Here is a 21,518-nt window from a genome sequence, read left to right as displayed (position 1 = left end):
GAGAGAATTATGTCTGTAACTATCCGTAAAGAACCGATCGTTCCTGTTGTCCTGCGAAGCGGCGAACGCGCTGCTATTGCGCAGAAGATTCGCCGCGCTTTACCGGTAATTTTATCTGCTGTCGATCGTAACCGCGATTATTTTGACCTGCGTTATCCCGATGCGGCATGTGAAAACGGTCGCTACCCAATTATTGATAATCAGGAATGGACTACCAGTTTCTGGACTGGTCAGCTGTGGCTGGCATGGGAATGGACGCGTAATGATGCGTATCGCACGTTGGCTGAACAACATGTCCGTTCTTTTGGTGAGCGTATTGCCCGACGGGACCATACCAATCACCACGATCTGGGTTTTCTGTACAGCCTATCCTGTATAGCGGCTAATAAACTGACCGGCAATCGCGAGGCGATTTATATCGCGCAGCAGGCGGCAGAAGTGCTGATGGAGCGCTATCACGAGAAATGCGGCATTATTCAGGCGTGGGGCGAACTGGATAATCCGGAGCAGCAGGGCAGGATGATTATAGACTGCAATATGAATTTGCCGTTGTTGTATCAGGCAAGCGCCAGCACTGGCGATCCTCGTTATGCAGAGGCGGCGAAAAATCATATTGAGCAGGCGCGACGTTATATTGTGCGCGAGGACGGTTCGACGTTCCATACATATTATATGGATGTTCACACCGGTGAACCGCGGTTTGGCAATACGCATCAGGGTTTTTCCGATGACTCCTGCTGGTCGCGAGGGCAGGCATGGGGTGTTTATGGCTTTTTGCTGAATTATCTCTATACCGGAGATGAGCGACTACTGGAACTGAGCCAGACGCTGGCAAACTACTTTATTAATCGTCTGCCGGAAGATCTTGTCTGCTATTGGGATCTTGCGCTTACCGATCCCAATAGTAAAAGGGATAGTTCCGCCAGCGCGATTCTCGCCTGCGCGTTGCTGGAGCTGGTAAAACAGTTACCGGCAACCCACCCGGATCGTGAAAGCTATGAAGTGCTGGCATTACGGATGATTGCGCGAATGCTTGATGATTATCTGAATACGTCGCATAAAGCCGGCGAAGGATTATTAAAACACTCTGTTTATTATTTTAAAGGTAACGTCGGTGTGGATGAGTGCTGCACGTGGGGGGATTATTTCCTGATGGAGGCGATGACCCGCGCAATATCCTGCTGGAATAGTTACTGGTAATATTCTGCTCCCCCAGTTAAATAATCAGGCTATTGATTTAGCAGGGGGGGACTTTATCTCTGTACGGCGAGGAAAATATAATGAAAAGTAATAATATTAATACAGCCATATTAATGGCTACACTGGTCATGCCTGCAACTGGCGTTATGGCCGCGGAAAATAATGCAACTCCTGTCTCTCTGGTAAAATCAACGCCATTTACTACTGTATATTTTGCGCCACGTACGCAGTATCGAACTGCCAGCAAAGGCTTTTTACAGCGATTGATGTTAACCGGTGTAGTACAGGATTCAGACAGTATTTTTAAAAGTATGTACTGGAGTTTTGAAACTGATGCCGATCTTGGTAAAAATATGGATCAGTGGAAAAGTAGCTATCAGGAAGCTGAATTTAACAAGCCTTTTGTATTGGGCGATAGTGACTTCTGGCTTGAACCCGGCGTAGTCTTTCACTGGGAGTCCGCGGGCTCACGCGTCGATCCTTATATAGGCATTGGCTATCATTTTGACCCAACGCTGGGCGCCGTATTACGCTACCGTTATAACCATCAAAATCATGACAGCGAAACACTGCAAGGTGACTGGGATGACTCTTCAGAACATCGCGTCGATATTTATTTAACCAAGTATTTTACGCCAAACTTCTGGGTTCAATATAATCCAACGTATTATAGCAAAACGCATGGCGACAAGTTTGAATATGCCAATGGCAAGAATCATACCCTGCAGCATAACTTTGTCTTTAACTTTCATACTACGCCGCGGTTTTATCCATTTTTTGAATTAGGTTATCTTGATAAATATCAAGATGGCGATGATACAAAAAATGAATATCAAATAAGGGTAGGGTTTAAATATAATTTAAACTAATCCCGGCTTACGATGATGAGTTTTTTGGCGCATGCGCTGAAATAAAACGCGCCACCGCCGGACCGGTCAATAAAATACTGAACAGCCGCAGGGTTTGCATCGCCATGATCAGCGCCATATCGGCGTGGCTGCCTGCGGCAATTACCGCGACGGAATCCACTCCGCCAGGGCTGGTCGCCAGATAGGCGGTGAGAAAGTCGATTTGCATGTAATGCGCCAGACCCCAGGCCATAGCGGCACAAATCGCCATCAGTGAAAAAATGGACATCAATATTTGCGGCAGGGGGCGCAGCGCCATAAAAAAGATCTGTTTGTCAAAGCCAAGACCGATTTGCCAGCCAATCGCCATATACGCTATCGCCAGTAACCATTCCGGTAGTTCAATGACCATCATGCCGCCCGCGTTCAGCAATGCACCCGCCAGCATGGGCAGCAACATCACGCCAGAGGGGATACGCAGTAAGCGCCCGGCTGTACCGGCAACAGCGGCCAGCAGTATGGTGCTCAACAGATTAACACTCAGCGGCGGAAACCAGACGATTTGCTGATTGACCGTTTGCGCCTGATCGCCCATTACAAGTCGGGTCACTAAAGCGGCAGCGCCAACTACCAGCAGTACGCGCAAGTACTGCATAAACGCTACCAGGCGGATATCAGCGCCATAATCCTGCGCCATAGCAACCATCGCGGCTGCCCCTCCCGGTGATGAGCCCCACGCGCCTGTGTTACCCGGTAGATTGCTGTAGCGAACCAGTAACCAGCCGATTACCGCGCTGCTAATAAGGGTTGTCAGCAGGATGACAATCACCATCGGCCAGTGTGCCGCAAGTGTCGTTAAAATGGATCCTGTGAGGTTTTGTGCAATCATGCAGCCGAGAATGGCCTGAGCGGCAAGAAATGTGCAGCGGGGAGGGTGCAGAGAGATCCCGCGCATACTGAAAATGATACCGACAATCATCGAGCCGAGCAGCAATGCGCCTGGAAGATGGATCAACAGAAAGAACAGGGAAAGAAGGAGTGATAGCAGAAATAGCAGGCTCCACTGCAAAACAGGCATCCCATGCTCCTGAGTTATATGCTGCGTTTAACGTATTGATACAGCATAGAGAAAAAGTCCGCTGAAAAAAATATCAGGTATCAATAAAAACGGGCTAAACCGGTGTTCCAGTAAATAACGCTTTATGCCTGTTATCTGAAAAAATCGTCGACAGCATCATTCCAGGCATGTCCGAAGACAGACCATTCCTTACTGATTGTAGGTGGAAAACCGCTCCGGCAGTATCCATTTTTAGATTCAAAATCAAAGACACCGTGTGGGTAACCATTTATCAGCAACACACATTTCTTATTGTCTTCTGACCAACCGATCTTCACATCCGATGGGATATGTCCATCTGACACGTCTTCTGCGTTGTAAATGTGTAGTACATCTTTGATAGGATTTCCGTCAGTAGATTCATCAAGTGCATAGAAATATCCGGTTTGACCATCATCTTCAAATACAGCCATGTATGAACCTTCTGGGGCCAAACTTTCTATTACCTGCGCTTCACCGACAATAAGTCGAGCTTGAACCGTAACCGTGATCGTCATTTTAATTTTCCGCATGTATAAACATTCGTTGTTATATGAATTACACTGATAATTCGAGTGTTTGATTTGAAAATTTTTAGGTTGATTCTTTAAATGATGGACGTCCCTGGGACTTACGCCATCTTTTGATTTCATCAATGACGCCTTGTGGGCTGTCTTCCCTGTCATCCGGGGGATAAAAAATCAATCCATTGCCTTCTGGATGGTCCACGATTTTATCGAAATGATCGACTAATGAGTCGATGTAAGATTCACGATCCATTTTTCCCTGGTAGCGCGGGTTTGCAGAGAATTCATTTAGGAAGTCTAAGAATTCGGATTCGGTGTAGTCTTCAAGACGTTGTTTTAGTTGCATGTGTAACCTCTTTACTTATTAGAGTGATTTTTAATATGATTTTTCACAGTATTAATTCTCATGTTATCCATATCAAAGACTTCGCCACCATTAATGATAAAATCAAGATGGTGAATTTCGAATCTTTTTCTCCTTCCAACATGTTCAGTAGGAATGCTAAATGGAGCATTTCCGAGACGAATTTCTATTTGATTTCGTTCTTTAAACTGTGAGATTAGCTCAGGGCATTCTGCCACCGCAAGCCAGAATTCTTCTCTGAAATGGTCAAAGTTGCGAAACGTTCTTCCTCGCAGCTTATCTGCGACCTGTGCCGGTATCGGCGCTCCCAGCCCCGAACTGGCGGCCTCAAGCCAACGATTATTTCCGGATAAAATTTCACCGTGGCCGGTTGCTGTACCGGGTTCGTCTCGGGCTGTTTTCAGGTATACATATATCGGCTGAATACCTGAATCGGCCGGAAAGACCAGAATATAATCGTTAAAATCGGCGACATCCGGCACAAGGAACGGTGGCGTGGTGTACTCATTTTTGCCATCCGGGATGGGTGTTACCAGAATGGTTGGCTGATCCAGCGGTGGAACATCGCTTCCAGTATGTTTAGGGACATCACCCGTCGCAGGATTTTCTGGCGTCCATGTGATTAACGGTCCGTCTACATCGTGGGCAGGCGTAAATTCATAGCGATGGTGTTCATCATTCCATAGCATATTCGCGACGCGCACGTTTTCATACGGAGTACCTTCGCCGGTATGCACGCCGTAGACTTGCGACTTACCGTGAATGTCGGTTCCCCAGAAAAAACGAACCCGGGTTGTGGCTGTGCCACCTACCAGCGCCTTTTTCCGCAGTTCTTCCTCATACCAGAACTCATCACGTCCGGGAACGCGTGCGCTGCCCGTACCCGCAGACGGAATATACAGCGCGGAAGCCAACGCTCCGATATAAGGAACGCCGCGTGCGGCGCTGAGCATGCCACCGAGTGACCACTCGCCCCACACCTGCGTCAGCCCACCTAAGATCGGCAGTGCGGCCGAGGCTTCTGCGGGTTGTGTATATCCGCAACAATCATCAACGGAAGATTGTGCGAAAACCGCCATCTGACCGAAGTTTTCAGCCGATTCTTCACGGCTCCCGGCGTCTGTACAGCCTTTCTCTTTCAGACAAGATTTGGCATAGACCGGTGTGACTGCAGGAATGAGTGGTGCTGGGGGGGAAGGGCGGTTCGCAACGGGTATTATCGAACTAACCGGCTGATTGCGGGGTGGTATAAACAAACGATTGTACTCGGCAGGTAACGCCAGGTAGTCAAACTCCGTATTGGCAATCAGATGCTTGCAAAGAATATAGTCATACGACACCGCAATTTCTTCGGTATCCAGCGCGTTTAGGGCCACATAGGTTTGTATGCTTTTTACCGAAGCATTTCTTAATTGAATATAATAGTAGCGTTCCCATCTGCCGAATCTGTTTATTCGCCATAAATCAATTTCAATAAACAGATGTTCATTATTATTGATGGCGTTAATAAATAGTGGTGTGCTTTTATCAATTAATTTTTCAAATCTTAGTGTCCGGGTATTAATACCAGAACCCGTATTAACTAATCCGTTAGAGAGAGAAAAAGCAAAAATCTCATCAGGATGGTTTTCCTGCCGGCGATTTCCTGTCGATGCGTCTGTACCACAACCAGAAGAGATATTGCCTTGTCGCTCACCTGTTATCTTCAGATAAATAAGGTCGCCCATACCATTTAATCCAGCGCTGTGTTTTATGACGCTGGATTAAATAGTTAATGAGTTTAAAAATCAAATAATGTATTGGCAATTAATGCTGTATTAAATAGGGTAGAGATTACGCTCGATTAAATATATTAAAGGGCGAGTAAGCGAGAGAAAGTAATATTGAAGAGGTGAATGCAATGAACAGGACGGGAACTGAAAAAAGCCACCGGAATTGCCCGGTGGCCTGAACAATTAACGCTTAATATCAGACTTAAAATCGCGCTTGTCGTAGCCGGTATACAGCTGACGAGGACGGGCGATTTTCATGCCGTCAGTGTGCATTTCATTCCAGTGTGCAATCCAGCCAACGGTACGCGCCATGGCGAAGATCACGGTGAACATGGAGGACGGAATGCCCATCGCTTTCAGAATGATGCCAGAGTAGAAGTCTACGTTCGGGTAGAGTTTCTTCTCGATGAAGTACGGGTCGTTGAGCGCAATGTGCTCAAGCTCCATTGCCACTTCCAGCAGATCATCTTTGGTGCCCAGCTCTTTCAGCACTTCATGGCAGGTTTCACGCATCACGGTGGCGCGCGGGTCATAGTTTTTGTAAACACGGTGACCAAAGCCCATCAGGCGGAAAGAATCATTCTTGTCTTTCGCGCGGCGAACAAATTCCGGAATGTGTTTAACCGAGCTGATTTCTTCCAGCATTTTCAGCGCAGCTTCGTTGGCGCCGCCGTGTGCCGGTCCCCACAGGGAAGCAATACCTGCCGCGATGCAGGCAAACGGGTTAGCACCTGAAGAGCCTGCGGTACGCACGGTAGAAGTTGAGGCGTTCTGTTCGTGGTCAGCGTGCAGGATCAGGATACGGTCCATGGCGCGTTCCAGGATTGGATTGACTTCGTATTTTTCGCACGGCGTGGAGAACATCATGTTCAGGAAGTTACCGGCGTAGGAGAGATCATTGCGCGGGTAAACGAACGGCTGGCCGATGGAGTATTTGTAGCACATCGCTGCCATGGTCGGCATTTTGGACAGCAGGCGGAAGGCGGCGATTTCACGGTGACGCGCATTATTTACGTCCAGAGAATCGTGATAGAACGCAGCCAGCGCCCCGGTGACACCGCACATAACGGCCATCGGGTGAGAGTCGCGGCGGAAACCGTGGAACAGACGCGTGATCTGCTCGTGAATCATGGTATGGCGAGTGACCGTGGTTTTGAACTCGTCGTACTCCTCCTGCGTCGGTTTTTCGCCGTACAGCAGGATATAACACACTTCCAGATAGTTGGACTCGGTCGCCAACTGGTCAATCGGGAAGCCGCGATGCAGCAAAATGCCTTCATCACCATCGATGAACGTAATTTTGGATTCGCAGGATGCGGTAGAGGTGAAACCTGGGTCAAAAGTAAACATCCCCTTTGAGCCAAGGCTACGAATATCAATAACATCTTGACCGAGCGTACCTTTCAGCACATCCAGTTCAATAGCAGCGTCACCATTTAGAGTGATTTTTGCTTTAGTATCAGCCATTTACGGTCTCCTTAGCGCCTTATTACTTAAGACTGCGGAAGTCAGACTTGTTTTCGATACATCAATCAACCGTTACCAGTTTTTTATTCGGCTCGCCGCTCTGCGATAGAGGCGAAAACCAGGGTACAGAGCAATGGGCGCTTGCAGGTAAATCAGTTAACTCATGGTGAAATAGTAACAAATCAACAACTTAGCAATCCGAATTATTTAACCTGTCTATCACTAATAACTGTCCTGAAGGTATTGGTCAATACTTCCACACTGTTACATAACTAAATCTCCGGTGAAAGAGTGACCCCATAACTTTTACGCATTATATGCTTTTTCTGGTGTCGTTTGTAACAACTTTGTTTAATGATTGTCAAATCAGATGATTAAAAATTAAAATAATGTTGTTATCGTGACCTATGTCACTGTTCGGGATAAAACCCGACAAACTATATGTAGGTTAATTGTAATGATTTTGTGAACGTCCTATACTGCCGCCAGGTCTCCGGAATACCCTGCAATCCCGAGCCAACCAGCGTTGTAACGTGTCGTTTTAGCAACTGGAAGCAGTGTTTTATATGACGCGTAGTTATAGTAAGGACGCTGTCTGACCCGCAAGCAGACCGGAGGAAGGAAATCCCGGCGTCTTTCAGACTACAGAAGTCTGCATCTTCTGTGCCCGAAGTCCAAAGGGAATAATAAGAACAGCATGTGGGCGTTATTCATGATAAGAAATGTGAAAAAACAAAGACCTGTCAATCTGGATCTGCAAACGATCCGGTTCCCAATCACGGCGATAGCGTCCATTCTCCATCGCGTATCCGGAGTGATCACCTTCGTGGCGGTCGGGATTCTGTTGTGGTTATTGGGTACCAGCCTCTCCTCCCCTGAAGGTTTCCTCACGGCGTCATCCATTATGAATAACTTCTTCGTGGAGTTAATCATGTGGGGGATCCTGATTGCGCTGGCCTATCACGCCGTAATGGGCATTCGCCATCTGTTGATGGATTTTGGCTATATCGAAGAAACCCTCGAAGCAGGGACACGCTCCGCCAAAATTTGTTTCGTTATCATTGTCGTGCTTTCACTTCTCGCAGGAGTCCTCGTATGGTAAGCAACGCCTCCGCATTAGGACGCAACGGCGTACATGACTTCATTCTGGTCCGTGCTACCGCTATCGTTCTGACGTTATACATCATCTATATGGTCGGCTTCTTCGCCACCAGCGGCGAGTTGACCTTTGAAGTCTGGACCGGTTTTTTCTCATCGGCATTCACCAAAGTCTTCACTCTGCTGGCACTTTTTTCCATCTTGATTCATGCCTGGATTGGCATGTGGCAGGTGTTGACCGACTACGTTAAACCTCTGGCTGTACGCCTGATTCTGCAACTGGCTATCGTCGTTGCGCTGGTGGTTTACGTCATTTATGGATTTGTTGTGGTGTGGGGTGTGTAATGAAACTGCCAGTCAGAGAATTTGATGCTGTTGTGATTGGTGCCGGTGGCGCAGGTATGCGCGCGGCGCTGCAAATTTCCCAGAGCGGACAGACCTGTGCGCTGCTCTCCAAAGTGTTTCCAACCCGTTCCCATACCGTATCTGCGCAGGGTGGCATCACCGTGGCGCTCGGTAATACCCATGAAGATAACTGGGAATGGCACATGTACGACACCGTCAAAGGGTCGGACTACATTGGTGACCAGGACGCAATTGAATATATGTGTAAAACTGGCCCGGAAGCGATTCTGGAGCTGGACCATATGGGCCTGCCGTTCTCTCGTCTCGATAATGGCACCATTTATCAACGTCCGTTTGGCGGTCAGTCGAAGAACTTCGGCGGCGAGCAGGCGGCACGTACCGCAGCAGCGGCAGACCGTACCGGCCACGCGCTACTGCACACCCTGTATCAGCAGAACCTGAAAAACCACACCACCATCTTCTCTGAGTGGTATGCACTGGACCTGGTGAAGAATGCTGATGGCGCGATTGTCGGTTGTACCGCACTGTGTATTGAAACCGGTGAAGTCGTTTACTTTAAAGCTCGTGCCACCGTACTGGCGACGGGTGGCGCAGGTCGTATTTATCAATCAACCACTAACGCCCACATCAACACCGGTGACGGTGTAGGTATGGCTATCCGCGCTGGCGTGCCGGTGCAGGATATGGAAATGTGGCAGTTCCACCCGACCGGTATCGCTGGCGCGGGCGTGCTGGTCACAGAAGGTTGTCGTGGTGAAGGCGGCTACCTGCTGAACAAACACGGCGAGCGCTTCATGGAGCGTTATGCCCCGAATGCTAAAGACCTGGCGGGTCGTGACGTGGTGGCGCGTTCCATCATGATCGAAATCCGTGAAGGCCGCGGCTGCGACGGCCCATGGGGTCCGCACGCCAAGCTGAAACTCGATCATCTGGGTAAAGAAGTGCTGGAGTCCCGGCTGCCGGGTATTCTCGAACTGTCTCGTACCTTTGCCCACGTTGACCCGGTGAAAGAGCCGATCCCGGTAATTCCTACCTGTCACTATATGATGGGCGGTATCCCGACCAAAGTAACCGGCCAGGCGTTGACCGTGAACGAGCAGGGCGAAGATGTGGTGATTCCGGGGCTGTTTGCGGTAGGCGAAATCGCCTGCGTATCGGTTCACGGCGCCAACCGTCTGGGCGGCAACTCGCTGCTGGATCTGGTGGTCTTTGGTCGTGCGGTGGGTCTGCATCTGCAGGAATCTATCGCGGAACAGGGCGACCTGCTGGATGCGACGGAAGACGAGATCGATGCTTCTCTGGCTCGTCTGAATCGCTGGAACGGCAACCGTAACGGCGAAGATCCGGTAGCCATTCGCAAAGCGCTGCAGGAATGTATGCAGCATAACTTCTCGGTCTTCCGCGAAGGCGATGCGATGGCGAAAGGACTGGAAGAGCTGAAAGCGATTCGCGAGCGTCTGAAAAACGCCCGTCTGGATGATACCTCCAGTGAATTTAACACCCAGCGCGTTGAGTGTCTGGAGCTGGATAACCTGATGGAAACCGCTTACGCCACCGCAGTCTCTGCAAACTTCCGTACCGAAAGCCGTGGCGCGCATAGCCGCTTCGACTTCCCGGAACGTGATGATGAAAACTGGCTGTGCCATTCCCTGTACCTGCCAGAGTCGGAAACCATGACGCGACGTCAAGTCAATATGGAACCGAAGCTGCGCCCGGCATTCCCGCCGAAGATTCGTACTTATTAATGCGGAGACAGGACAATGAAACTCGAGTTTTCAGTTTATCGCTATAACCCGGACGTTGACGATGCTCCGCGCATGCAGGATTACACCCTGGAAGCGGAAGAAGGGCGCGACATGATGCTGCTGGATGCATTGATGCAGCTGAAAGAAAAAGATCCGTCGCTATCGTTTCGTCGCTCCTGCCGTGAAGGGGTCTGCGGCTCTGACGGTCTGAACATGAACGGCAAAAATGGACTGGCCTGTATCACACCTGTTTCTGCGCTGAATCAGCCGGGCAAGAAAATTGTCATTCGCCCGCTGCCGGGTTTACCGGTTGTGCGCGATTTGGTGGTAGACATGGGACAATTCTACGCACAGTATGAGAAGATTAAGCCTTACTTATTGAATAATGGGAAAAATCCACCGGCTCGCGAGCATTTACAAATGCCAGAGCAGCGTGAGAAGCTCGATGGGTTGTATGAATGTATTTTGTGTGCATGCTGCTCAACGTCCTGCCCATCATTCTGGTGGAACCCGGACAAGTTCATCGGTCCGGCTGGTCTGCTGGCCGCGTATCGCTTCCTGATTGACAGCCGCGATACCGAGACCGACAGCCGCCTGGAAGGTTTAAGTGACGCTTTCAGCGTATTCCGCTGTCACAGCATCATGAACTGCGTCAGCGTATGTCCTAAGGGGCTGAACCCGACGCGCGCCATCGGCCATATTAAGTCGATGCTGCTCAAGCGTAGTGCGTAAGTTGTTGTAGTGGTTGCCGGATGGCGACGTAAACGTCTTATCCGGCCTACAGGTACAATCCCGTAGGCCGGATAAGTGAAGCGCCATCAGGCAAATTGTTAATGTAGGAAACCTCTAAAAACTGCCACATGATTAGACAGTTTTTAAAGGTTCCTTCGCGAGCCAAACAAAAAGAGCTCGCAAGTGAACCCCGGCACGCACATCGGTGTGCGTGGTAGTATCCACGGCGAAGTAAGCATACAAATGCTTAAGGGATCACGATGCAGAACAGCGCTTTGAAAGCCTGGTTGGACTCTTCTTACCTCTCTGGCTCGAACCAGAGCTGGATAGAACAGCTCTATGAAGACTTCTTAACCGACCCTGACTCGGTAGATGCTAACTGGCGTTCGACGTTCCAGCAGTTACCTGGCACCGGAGTCAAACCGGATCAACTCCACTCAAAAACACGTGATTATTTCCGTCGGCAGGCGTTGATTACCCCACGTTACTCTTCTTCTATTTCCGACCCTGATGCCAATGTGAAGCAGGTTAAAGTCCTGCAGCTCATTAACGCCTACCGTTTCCGCGGTCATCAACATGCGAATCTCGATCCGCTGGGACTGTGGCAGCAAGAGAAAGTGGCCGATCTGGATCCGTCTTTCCACGATCTGACCGATGCGGATTTCCAGGAAAGCTTTAACGTAGGTTCTTTTGCCGGCGGCAAAGACACCATGAAGCTGAGCGACCTGGTTGTTGCGCTGAAACAAACCTACTGCGGCCCGATTGGCGCCGAGTATATGCACATCACCAGCACCGAAGAAAAACGCTGGCTTCAGCAGCGCATCGAGTCTGGCCGCGCCGCGTTTAGTAGTGAAGAGAAAAAACGCTTCCTCAGCGAACTGACCGCAGCGGAAGGTCTGGAACGTTACCTGGGCGCGAAGTTCCCGGGTGCAAAACGCTTCTCGCTGGAAGGCGGTGATGCGTTAATTCCGATGCTGAAAGAGATGATCCGCCACGCGGGTAACAGTGGTACGCGTGAAGTGGTGCTGGGCATGGCGCACCGTGGTCGTCTGAACGTACTGGTCAACGTGCTGGGTAAAAAGCCGCAGGATCTGTTCGACGAATTCGCGGGCAAACATAAAGAACATCTCGGCACTGGCGACGTGAAGTACCACATGGGCTTCTCGTCAGATATCGAAACCGAAGGCGGTCTGGTACACCTGGCGCTGGCGTTTAACCCGTCACACCTGGAAATTGTTAGCCCGGTGGTAATCGGTTCCGTCCGTGCGCGTCTGGATCGTCTGGATGAGCCGAGCAGCAATAAAGTCCTGCCTATCACCATTCATGGTGATGCGGCGGTGACCGGGCAGGGCGTGGTGCAGGAAACCCTGAACATGTCGAAAGCGCGTGGTTACGAAGTGGGCGGTACCGTTCGCATCGTTATCAACAACCAGGTGGGCTTCACTACCTCTAACCCGTTGGATGCGCGTTCTACCCCATATTGTACCGACATCGGTAAGATGGTTCAGGCGCCGATTTTCCACGTCAATGCGGATGACCCGGAAGCAGTCGCTTTCGTCACGCGTCTGGCGCTGGACTTCCGTAATACCTTCAAACGCGATGTCTTCATCGATCTGGTGTGCTACCGCCGTCACGGCCATAACGAAGCCGATGAGCCGAGCGCAACCCAGCCGCTGATGTATCAGAAAATCAAAAAGCATCCGACCCCGCGCAAAATCTACGCCGACAAGCTGGAAGCGGACAAAGTCGCCACGCTGGAAGATGCGACCGAAATGGTCAACCTGTATCGCGATGCGCTGGATGCTGGCGAGTGCGTAGTGAAAGAGTGGCGTCCGATGAACATGCACTCCTTCACCTGGTCGCCATATCTCAACCACGAATGGGATGAAAGCTACCCGAACAAAGTTGAGATGAAGCGTCTGCAGGAGCTGGCTAAACGCATCAGCACTGTACCTGAAGCGGTTGAAATGCAGTCGCGCGTTGCCAAAATTTACGGCGATCGTCAGGCCATGGCCGCAGGCGAGAAGCTGTTCGACTGGGGGGGCGCAGAGAATCTGGCTTACGCCACACTGGTTGACGAAGGCATTCCGGTTCGTCTGTCGGGTGAAGATTCCGGTCGCGGAACCTTCTTCCACCGCCACGCGGTTATTCATAACCAGGCGAACGGTTCAACCTACACGCCGCTGCAGCATGTGCATAACGGCCAGGGCACGTTCCGCGTATGGGACTCCGTACTGTCTGAAGAAGCGGTGCTGGCGTTTGAATACGGTTACGCCACGGCAGAACCGCGCACTCTGACTATCTGGGAAGCCCAGTTCGGTGACTTCGCCAACGGTGCTCAGGTCGTTATCGACCAGTTCATCTCTTCCGGCGAACAAAAATGGGGTCGTATGTGCGGTCTGGTTATGCTGCTGCCGCACGGCTACGAAGGTCAGGGCCCGGAGCACTCCTCCGCGCGTCTGGAACGTTATCTGCAACTTTGCGCTGAGCAAAACATGCAGGTTTGCGTCCCGTCCACCCCGGCACAGGTGTACCACATGCTGCGTCGTCAGGCGCTGCGCGGTATGCGTCGTCCGCTGGTGGTGATGTCACCGAAGTCGCTGCTGCGTCACCCGCTGGCGGTGTCTACGCTGGACGAACTGGCAAATGGCACCTTCCTGCCGGCTATTGGCGAAGTCGATGAACTTGATCCGAAAGGCGTGAAGCGTGTTGTGATGTGTTCTGGTAAGGTTTATTACGACCTGCTGGAGCAACGCCGCAAGAATGACCAAAAAGATGTTGCCATTGTGCGCATCGAACAGCTCTATCCGTTCCCGCATAAAGCGGTGCAGGAAGCGCTGAAACCGTTTGCTCACGTACATGATTTTGTCTGGTGCCAGGAAGAGCCGCTCAACCAGGGCGCATGGTACTGCAGTCAGCATCATTTCCGTGAAGTGATTCCATTTGGGTCCGCTCTGCGTTATGCAGGTCGCCCGGCCTCTGCCTCTCCGGCAGTAGGGTATATGTCCGTTCACCAGAAACAGCAACAAGATCTGGTTAATGACGCGCTGAACGTCGATTAAATAAAGGATAAATAATGAGTAGCGTAGATATTCTTGTTCCCGACCTGCCTGAATCCGTAGCGGATGCAACGGTTGCAACCTGGCACAAAAAACCGGGCGATGCAGTACGTCGTGATGAAGTACTGGTAGAAATCGAAACTGACAAAGTGGTACTGGAAGTACCGGCATCAGCGGACGGTATCCTTGATGCGGTTCTGGAAGATGAAGGGACAACCGTCACCTCCCGCCAGATCCTCGGTCGCTTGCGTGAAGGCAATAGCACTGGTAAAGAAACCAGTGCCAAGTCTGAAGAGAAAGATTCTACTCCGGCACAGCGCCAGCAGGCGTCGCTTGCAGAGCAGAACAACGATGCCCTGAGCCCGGCGATCCGTCGCCTGCTCGGTGAACATAACCTCGAAGCCAGCGCCATCAAAGGCACTGGCGTCGGTGGCCGCATCACCCGCGAAGATGTGGAAAAGCATCTGGCCAAAGCGCCGGCAGCAAAAGACGAAGCCAAAGCGCCAGCAGCCGCGCCAGCGCCACAGCCTCAACTGGGTGCGCGTGGCGAAAAACGTGTACCGATGACCCGTCTGCGCAAACGCGTAGCCGAACGTCTGCTGGAAGCGAAAAACTCCACCGCCATGCTGACCACGTTCAACGAAGTCAACATGAAGCCAATCATGGATCTGCGTAAGCAGTACGGCGACGCGTTCGAGAAACGCCACGGTATCCGTCTGGGCTTTATGTCTTTCTACGTGAAAGCGGTGGTTGAAGCGCTGAAACGCTATCCGGAAGTCAACGCGTCCATCGATGGCGATGACGTGGTGTACCACAACTACTTTGATGTCAGCATGGCGGTCTCCACGCCGCGCGGCTTGGTAACGCCGGTCCTGCGTGATGTGGATCTGCTGGGTATGGCTGACATTGAGAAGAACATTAAAGAACTGGCAGTAAAAGGTCGCGACGGCAAGTTGACGGTTGAAGATCTGACGGGCGGTAACTTCACCATCACTAACGGTGGCGTGTTCGGTTCCCTGATGTCTACGCCGATCATCAACCCACCGCAGAGCGCCATCCTGGGTATGCATGCCATCAAAGATCGTCCGATGGCGGTAGACGGCAAGGTTGAAATTCTGCCGATGATGTATCTGGCGCTGTCTTATGACCACCGTCTGATCGATGGTCGTGAGTCAGTAGGCTTCCTGGTAACCATTAAAGAGTTGCTGGAAGATCCAACGCGTCTGCTGCTGGACGTGTAACGAAAAAGAGTATCACCTGCCCCGTAGGTCTGGACGCCTTATCAGACCTACGGGTAAAAGATAACGATTACCTGAAGGATGGACAGAACACATGAACTTACATGAATATCAGGCAAAACAACTTTTTGCCCGCTATGGCTTACCGGCACCGGTGGGTTATGCCTGTAATACTCCGCGTGAAGCTGAAGAAGCCGCATCTAAAATCGGCGCAGGCCCGTGGGTAGTGAAATGTCAGGTTCACGCTGGTGGCCGTGGTAAAGCGGGCGGTGTGAAGGTTGTTAACAGCAAAGAAGACATTCGCGCTTTTGCTGAGCACTGGCTGGGGAAACGTCTGGTGACTTACCAGACAGACGCTAATGGTCAACCGGTAAATCAGATTCTGGTTGAAGCGGCGACCGACATCGGTAAAGAACTTTACCTCGGCGCAGTGGTTGACCGTAGTTCCCGTCGCGTGGTCTTTATGGCTTCGACTGAAGGCGGCGTGGAAATCGAAAAAGTAGCGGAAGAAACCCCGCACCTGATCCACAAAGTGGCGCTGGATCCGCTGGCAGGACCGATGCCTTACCAGGGGCGTGAGCTGGCGTTCAAACTGGGTCTGGAAGGTAAACAGGTTCAGCAATTCACCAAAATCTTCATGGGGCTGGCGACTATTTTCCTGGAGCGCGACCTGGCGCTGATCGAAATCAACCCGCTGGTAGTAACCAAACAGGGCGATCTGATCTGCCTCGACGGCAAACTGGGCGCTGACGGCAACGCGCTGTTCCGCCAGGCTGACCTGCGTGAAATGCGCGACCAGTCTCAGGAAGATCCGCGTGAAGCGCAGGCGGCACAGTGGGAACTGAACTACGTTGCGCTGGACGGCAACATCGGCTGTATGGTTAACGGCGCGGGCCTGGCAATGGGCACCATGGATATCGTTAAACTGCACGGCGGCGAACCGGCTAACTTCCTCGACGTGGGCGGCGGCGCGACCAAAGAGCGCGTGACCGAAGCGTTCAAAATCATCCTCTCCGATGACAATGTAAAAGCCGTACTGGTTAACATCTTCGGCGGTATCGTACGCTGTGACCTGATCGCTGACGGTATCATCGGCGCGGTAGCGGAAGTGGGCGTTAACGTTCCGGTTGTCGTTCGTCTGGAAGGCAACAACGCCGAACTCGGCGCGAAAAAACTGGCTGATAGCGGCCTGAATATTATTGCAGCGAAAAGTCTGACGGATGCAGCTCAGCAGGTTGTTGCCGCAGTGGAGGGGAAATAATGTCAGTTTTAATTAATAAAGATACCAAGGTTATCTGCCAGGGCTTCACCGGTAGCCAGGGGACATTCCACTCTGAACAAGCGATTGCTTACGGTACACAAATGGTCGGCGGTGTTACGCCTGGCAAAGGCGGCACCACGCACCTGGGGCTGCCGGTGTTCAACACCGTACGTGAAGCGGTAGAAGCGACCGGCGCAACCGCCACCGTTATCTACGTTCCGGCACCGTTCTGCAAAGACTCCATTCTGGAAGCGATTGATGCAGGCATCAAACTGATTATCACCATCACCGAAGGTATCCCGACGCTGGATATGCTGACCGTGAAGGTGAAGCTGGATGAAGCTGGCGTGCGCATGATCGGCCCGAACTGCCCAGGCGTGATCACCCCGGGCGAATGCAAAATCGGCATCATGCCGGGTCACATTCACAAGCCGGGTAAAGTGGGTATCGTTTCCCGTTCCGGTACGCTGACCTATGAAGCGGTTAAGCAGACCACCGACTACGGTTTCGGCCAGTCCACCTGTGTCGGTATCGGCGGCGACCCGATTCCGGGCTCTAACTTCATCGACATTCTGAAGCTGTTCCAGGAAGATCCGCAGACTGAAGCGATCGTGATGATCGGCGAGATCGGCGGTAGCGCGGAAGAAGAAGCGGCGGCGTACATTAAAGATCACGTCACCAAGCCGGTTGTCGGTTACATCGCGGGCGTCACCGCGCCGAAAGGCAAACGTATGGGCCACGCCGGTGCGATCATCGCTGGTGGTAAGGGTACCGCTGACGAGAAATTCGCGGCTCTGGAAGCTGCTGGCGTGAAAACCGTTCGCAGCCTGGCCGATATCGGCGAAGCGCTGAAAACCGTTATTAAGTAAGAAGTAAAAAAACAGCCCTGACTATCTGCATGGTCAAGGGCTGGTCCCGTTTCGACATGGTTGGCCATCTGATGATGGCCTTTTTTTTGTCCTTAAATATTTTTCTTGCCAATTGATCATAATCATCTGCACAAATGAGATTATTTTTTGCGGTCAACATCATTCTTTCTCTTGGTTAAATTCTGCATATTATCGGTTTTAATATTATGAGTGCTGGAGGAGAGCGTGCTGCTGAAAATTCAGAATGATTATTTACACGGTTTTTTCTCGATAGCCGAAATATTCTCCCGTGCGACCGGGTTAGCCACGGTTGTTATTGATATTAATGGTAAGCCACTCTCAGATTGTCATAATTTTAATTCTTTCTGCAGATTAATGCGGGCGGATGAGCGCTATCGTGTGGACTGCCAAAAATGCGATAAGCAGTGTGCTTTTGAGGGGTTAAAACAGCTTAAGCCCAGAATACTCACCTGTCATGCCGGGTTAAGTCTGTTCTCGATGCCATTAATTGATGAAGGGCATCTTTATGGTTTTATTGTCTGCGGACAGGTCCGGCCAAAGTATCAGGAATATAAAACTATTGTTATTGGTAATAAATTCTCATGGATGGATGACCCCAAAATAAAAGCTGAATGGGGTCAGGTTGCGGTAGTGGATAATAATACGCTGGTAGCGTCGGCTAATTTGTTAAGTTTTATTGTTGATAATTATGCGGAAGAACAACAATCCGCTCAAGTTTCAGTTTCACCGATCCGTTACATTCGTCATTATGTTACTGAACCTTCCCGTCATGAGAAAAAACTTCTGGCGGCGCTGCGTTATATTGATGAGAATTTATATGGTGAATTATCCCTGGAATCCGTCGCGGCGCATGTGTGCTTAAGCGCGAATTATTTCAGCCGATTTTTTAAGAAACGGCTGGGCGTTAATTTTAAAACCTGGGTGAGTCAGAAAAAAATGCAGAAAGCGGGGGAGTTGTTGCACGACCCTGAGCATTCAATAGACAGTATTGCCAGGAAACTTCAATACGCGCAAACCAGCTACTTTTGCCGCGTTTTCAGGGCGGCGCATCAAACGTCGCCCCAGTCTTTTCGTCATGCCAGGCTTTCGCAGTAAAGATCTTCTGGCAAGGTGATGGCGTCGGGTATAAAAGAGAGCCGATCGCTCAGGGTCACCACCTCACCAATAACAATCAGCGCAGGTGGAGCAATGTTAGCCTCCTGCGCTTTGCTCAGTAATGAACCGAGCGTACAGGTTAGTCGGCGTTGATTCTCCCGGGTGGCGGACATAATTAGCGCAGCGGGTGTATCTGCTGATTTACCGCCCATCAACAGCTCTTCGCAGATAAACGCCAGATTGGCGATACCCATGACGATAACCAGCGTGCCATTTAGCTTCGCCAGTTGACGCCAGTCCTGCTGCTGGTTGCCTTCCCGCGTATGGCCTGTCACCACGTGAAAACCGGAGGCGAAATCGCGATGCGTCACCGGAATTCCGGCATAGGTCAGGCCGCCGATGGTAGAACTGATACCCGGCACAACTTCAAATGGGATACCCGTTTCAACAAGATCCTCAACTTCTTCGGCCCCACGACCAAACACATAAGGATCGCCCCCTTTCAGGCGTACGATGTTGCTATGTGTTTGGGCATACTGGACCAGTAATGTGTTAATTTCATCCTGAGGAACACAATGATAGCCTGGATTTTTGCCGACATTGATAAGCAGGCAATCAGGTAATGCCCATTCCAAAATTTTAGGATTGACCAGCCGATCGTAAATAATGACATCAGCCTGTTTAATGCACATCATCGCTTTGAGGGTGAGCAATGAAATATCACCAGGACCTGCTCCAACGAGCCAGACCTTTCCGAAAGTTTTCACATTGTGTCCTTTATCACGTCTAACAAAAAAAGGCAGAAACTACATCAAGGAATGATTAAAAGCAGTCGTTTGCCCGTAAGTTATAACGTGAAATTATCTAAAATTATGGCATGGATAATATTGATTAATCTCGCAAAGTTTTTTCTGCAATAAACAAGTTAACTTGAAAAATTATTAAGAACTTATTGGCACTATTTGCATAGGTTTAACCTTATTTAAATTGTGTTTATTGTTGTGCTTGAGTATTATTGGTTAATATTTATCCGCCATCAGTATGAGTAAATCATGGATTGGATCAATGACATCAATGGATGAAATAAAATATAACTCTCGATGCTTATCTGGGTGTCTTGAATTATTTTTTATAAATTAAACTATTTTTGTACGCTGCATATGGAAGAGGTTATGAGAGGAAAAATACCGAAGACGGAGTTGCTGGTAACTTTTGAAGTTGTTGCGCGTCACGAAAGTTATACCCGGGCTGCTGAAGAGCTGGCTTTAACACAAAGTGCTGTTTTCCGCCAGGTGAATGCGCTGGAGGATTTTCTGAATACCTCGCTATTTAATCATGCCAAGAAACGCATTTTTTTAAATGCGGCGGGCAAACATTATTTAAGTATCGTTAAAGAAACGTTAAATAAACTCGAGCGAGATACGACGACGATAATGACCTGGCAGCCGACGGTGCAGGTTATTGAGCTGGCAGTGAATCCGACCTTCAGCACGCATTGGCTGATTCCGAACCTGCGCGAGTTCAATAAACTCAATCCTGATATTATCGTCAATATCCATTCGCTGGCGAATATTGGTGATTTTCTCAATCGGGAGTATGACGCGGCAATCATGCGTGAAGATTTCTACTCGCCATGGTCGGGCGTTGAGTACCTGTTTGAAGAGGAAATCCTGCCGGTATGTAGCCGCTGCTTGCTGGCCGAACCGGATCGGAAACTGGCAGTCGAGGAGTTACTGAACGAATTCCCGCTTTTGCACCAAAGCACGCGTATCAAGGGTTGGCAGGAATGGTTTGCGCTGTCCGATGTCAGCAGTCCACTGGTCAATAAAGGTCCAAGGTTTGATCTGTTGTCGATGCTGATTGCGGCGGTTCGCTCTAATCTTGGCGTGGCGTTGCTTCCTCGTTTTGCCATTCAGCACGATCTGGACAGCGGTGATATGGTCATTCCTTGCGATGTCCCGATGCGCACCGGGAACCGTTTCATCATGACGTGGCGTGAAGAGAAAGCGGAATCTGTGCATTTACAGATCTTCCGGGACTGGCTGTTGAATAAATCTGTGGTATCGCCTGCCTGATAGTACCGTGTGCCTTGTCAGGCCTGCAAAGAACGGTAGGCCGGATAAGACGCCAGCGCGTCGTTATCCGGCAAAAGAATAGTTACCAGTCGATTCCCACCTGCGCCTGAATACCGCTGTCAAACGCGTGCTTGACCGGGCGAATTTCGCTGACCGTATCGGCCAGTTCCAGCAACAGTGCGTGGCATCCGCGTCCGGTGACGATAACACTTTGTCCGACAGGGCGATTTTCGATGGCGCTGAGAACCTCCTGGGTATCCAGATAGTGGTAAGCCAACATGTAAGTCAGTTCATCCAGTACCACCAGATCGTAATGCGCATCAGCCAGCATGCGCTTACTTTCTTGCCAGACTACCATTGCCGCCTCGATATCCGCTTGCCGGTTTTGGGTTTCCCAGGTAAACCCGGTGCCCATAATATGGAATTCAACGCCGAGCGGTTGCAGGGTGTTGTACTCGCCATTATCCCACTGACCTTTGATAAACTGCGCGATGCCAACGGTTTTTCCGTGACCAACCGCGCGCGTTGCCGTGCCAAAGGCTGCGGTGGATTTCCCTTTACCGTTGCCGGTGAAGACAATCAGGATCCCTTTCTTCTCCGTTGCCGCCGCCACGCGGGTATCAACCTGTTCTTTCAGTTTCTGCTGACGCTGGCGGTGTCTGTCATTATTGGCTCGCGCTTCCAT

General features: G+C 50.6%; 19 protein-coding genes and 1 pseudogene. 12 read left to right on the top strand and 8 right to left on the bottom strand.

Annotated elements, in window-relative coordinates; all coding sequences use genetic code 11:
• The first annotated feature begins 9 nt into the window (after nt 1-9).
• Complete coding sequence (locus FDX14_RS06445; protein WP_061381682.1) at nt 10-1,200, top strand: glycoside hydrolase family 88 protein; 1,191 nt, start codon at nt 10-12, stop codon at nt 1,198-1,200.
• 80 nt (nt 1,201-1,280) lie between these two features.
• A complete protein-coding gene (locus FDX14_RS06440) occupies nt 1,281-2,069 on the top strand; it encodes an oligogalacturonate-specific porin KdgM family protein (RefSeq protein WP_042309719.1) in 789 nt (262 codons plus the stop codon).
• Nucleotides 2,070-2,076: 7 nt separating this feature from the next.
• Here the strand turns inward: FDX14_RS06440 and FDX14_RS06435 are convergent, their stop codons facing one another.
• The 6 genes and pseudogenes from FDX14_RS06435 to FDX14_RS25285 all read right to left on the bottom strand — a co-directional run bounded on the left by FDX14_RS06435 (nt 2,077) and on the right by FDX14_RS25285 (nt 7,588).
• Nucleotides 2,077-3,126, bottom strand: coding sequence for an AbrB family transcriptional regulator (locus FDX14_RS06435; RefSeq protein WP_042309717.1), 1,050 nt, complete (start codon nt 3,124-3,126; stop codon nt 2,077-2,079).
• Between the two features lie 131 nt (nt 3,127-3,257).
• Complete coding sequence (locus FDX14_RS06430; RefSeq protein WP_137349219.1) at nt 3,258-3,662, bottom strand: DUF2251 domain-containing protein; 405 nt, start codon at nt 3,660-3,662, stop codon at nt 3,258-3,260.
• 76 nt (nt 3,663-3,738) lie between these two features.
• Nucleotides 3,739-4,017 (bottom strand): bacteriocin immunity protein, encoded by a 279-nt coding sequence (locus FDX14_RS06425; protein ID WP_137349218.1) that lies wholly within the window; start codon nt 4,015-4,017, stop codon nt 3,739-3,741.
• An 11-nt stretch (nt 4,018-4,028) separates the two neighbouring features.
• Complete coding sequence (gene tssD, locus FDX14_RS06420; protein WP_137349217.1) at nt 4,029-5,762, bottom strand: type VI secretion system tube protein TssD; 1,734 nt, start codon at nt 5,760-5,762, stop codon at nt 4,029-4,031.
• A gap of 228 nt (nt 5,763-5,990) precedes the next feature.
• The gene (locus FDX14_RS06415) at nt 5,991-7,274 is read right to left on the bottom strand and encodes a citrate synthase (protein ID WP_006685463.1); all 1,284 of its coding nucleotides are present in this window, start codon (nt 7,272-7,274) and stop codon (nt 5,991-5,993) included.
• 203 nt (nt 7,275-7,477) lie between these two features.
• Nucleotides 7,478-7,588 (bottom strand): annotated as a pseudogene (locus FDX14_RS25285) (hypothetical protein).
• Nucleotides 7,589-7,971: 383 nt separating this feature from the next.
• Here FDX14_RS25285 and sdhC point away from each other — a divergent pair.
• From sdhC to FDX14_RS06370, 9 genes are all read left to right on the top strand, one after another.
• On the top strand, nt 7,972-8,376 hold the full coding sequence (gene sdhC / locus FDX14_RS06410) for a succinate dehydrogenase cytochrome b556 subunit (protein ID WP_042309715.1): 405 nt from the start codon (nt 7,972-7,974) through the stop codon (nt 8,374-8,376).
• The gene (gene sdhD, locus FDX14_RS06405; protein WP_005122550.1) at nt 8,370-8,717 is read left to right on the top strand and encodes a succinate dehydrogenase membrane anchor subunit; all 348 of its coding nucleotides are present in this window, start codon (nt 8,370-8,372) and stop codon (nt 8,715-8,717) included. The genes sdhC and sdhD overlap by 7 nt, the downstream gene beginning before the upstream one ends.
• The gene (gene sdhA / locus FDX14_RS06400; protein ID WP_038638885.1) at nt 8,717-10,483 is read left to right on the top strand and encodes a succinate dehydrogenase flavoprotein subunit; all 1,767 of its coding nucleotides are present in this window, start codon (nt 8,717-8,719) and stop codon (nt 10,481-10,483) included. Before sdhD ends, sdhA begins: the two co-directional genes overlap by 1 nt.
• Before the next feature lie 15 nt (nt 10,484-10,498).
• Nucleotides 10,499-11,215 carry a succinate dehydrogenase iron-sulfur subunit SdhB gene (sdhB, locus tag FDX14_RS06395; RefSeq protein ID WP_038638888.1) on the top strand — a complete coding sequence of 239 codons (717 nt, stop codon included), beginning with the start codon at nt 10,499-10,501 and terminating at the stop codon, nt 11,213-11,215.
• 260 nt (nt 11,216-11,475) lie between these two features.
• Nucleotides 11,476-14,277: a 2-oxoglutarate dehydrogenase E1 component gene (sucA, locus tag FDX14_RS06390; protein ID WP_038638891.1), complete on the top strand. Its 2,802-nt coding sequence runs from the start codon at nt 11,476-11,478 to the stop codon at nt 14,275-14,277.
• A gap of 14 nt (nt 14,278-14,291) precedes the next feature.
• A complete protein-coding gene (gene odhB, locus FDX14_RS06385) occupies nt 14,292-15,515 on the top strand; it encodes a 2-oxoglutarate dehydrogenase complex dihydrolipoyllysine-residue succinyltransferase (protein WP_137349216.1) in 1,224 nt (407 codons plus the stop codon).
• Between the two features lie 91 nt (nt 15,516-15,606).
• On the top strand, nt 15,607-16,773 hold the full coding sequence (gene sucC, locus FDX14_RS06380) for an ADP-forming succinate--CoA ligase subunit beta (RefSeq protein WP_038638897.1): 1,167 nt from the start codon (nt 15,607-15,609) through the stop codon (nt 16,771-16,773).
• Entirely contained in the window at nt 16,773-17,642 is an 870-nt protein-coding gene (gene sucD, locus FDX14_RS06375; RefSeq protein ID WP_003022929.1) for a succinate--CoA ligase subunit alpha, read from the top strand. The genes sucC and sucD overlap by 1 nt, the downstream gene beginning before the upstream one ends.
• Before the next feature lie 225 nt (nt 17,643-17,867).
• Nucleotides 17,868-18,758 carry a PocR ligand-binding domain-containing protein gene (locus FDX14_RS06370; RefSeq protein WP_137349215.1) on the top strand — a complete coding sequence of 297 codons (891 nt, stop codon included), beginning with the start codon at nt 17,868-17,870 and terminating at the stop codon, nt 18,756-18,758.
• On the opposite strand, the gene cobA is transcribed toward FDX14_RS06370, so the two are convergent.
• A complete protein-coding gene (gene cobA / locus FDX14_RS06365) occupies nt 18,737-19,525 on the bottom strand; it encodes a uroporphyrinogen-III C-methyltransferase (protein ID WP_137349214.1) in 789 nt (262 codons plus the stop codon). The two genes, FDX14_RS06370 and cobA, sit on opposite strands and share 22 nt — an antisense overlap.
• Nucleotides 19,526-19,930: 405 nt before the next feature.
• On the opposite strand from cobA, the gene FDX14_RS06360 reads away from it, so the two are divergent.
• Entirely contained in the window at nt 19,931-20,833 is a 903-nt protein-coding gene (locus FDX14_RS06360) for a LysR family transcriptional regulator (RefSeq protein ID WP_042309703.1), read from the top strand.
• Nucleotides 20,834-20,915: 82 nt separating this feature from the next.
• Here the strand turns inward: FDX14_RS06360 and cobO are convergent, their stop codons facing one another.
• Nucleotides 20,916-21,518, bottom strand: coding sequence for a cob(I)yrinic acid a,c-diamide adenosyltransferase (gene cobO / locus FDX14_RS06355; protein WP_137349213.1), 603 nt, complete (start codon nt 21,516-21,518; stop codon nt 20,916-20,918).

It is taken from the genome of Citrobacter sp. wls710 (assembly GCF_005281115.1).
GTDB classification, from domain to species: domain Bacteria; phylum Pseudomonadota; class Gammaproteobacteria; order Enterobacterales; family Enterobacteriaceae; genus Citrobacter; species Citrobacter werkmanii.
This window is presented reverse-complemented; position numbering and strand designations above follow the sequence as displayed.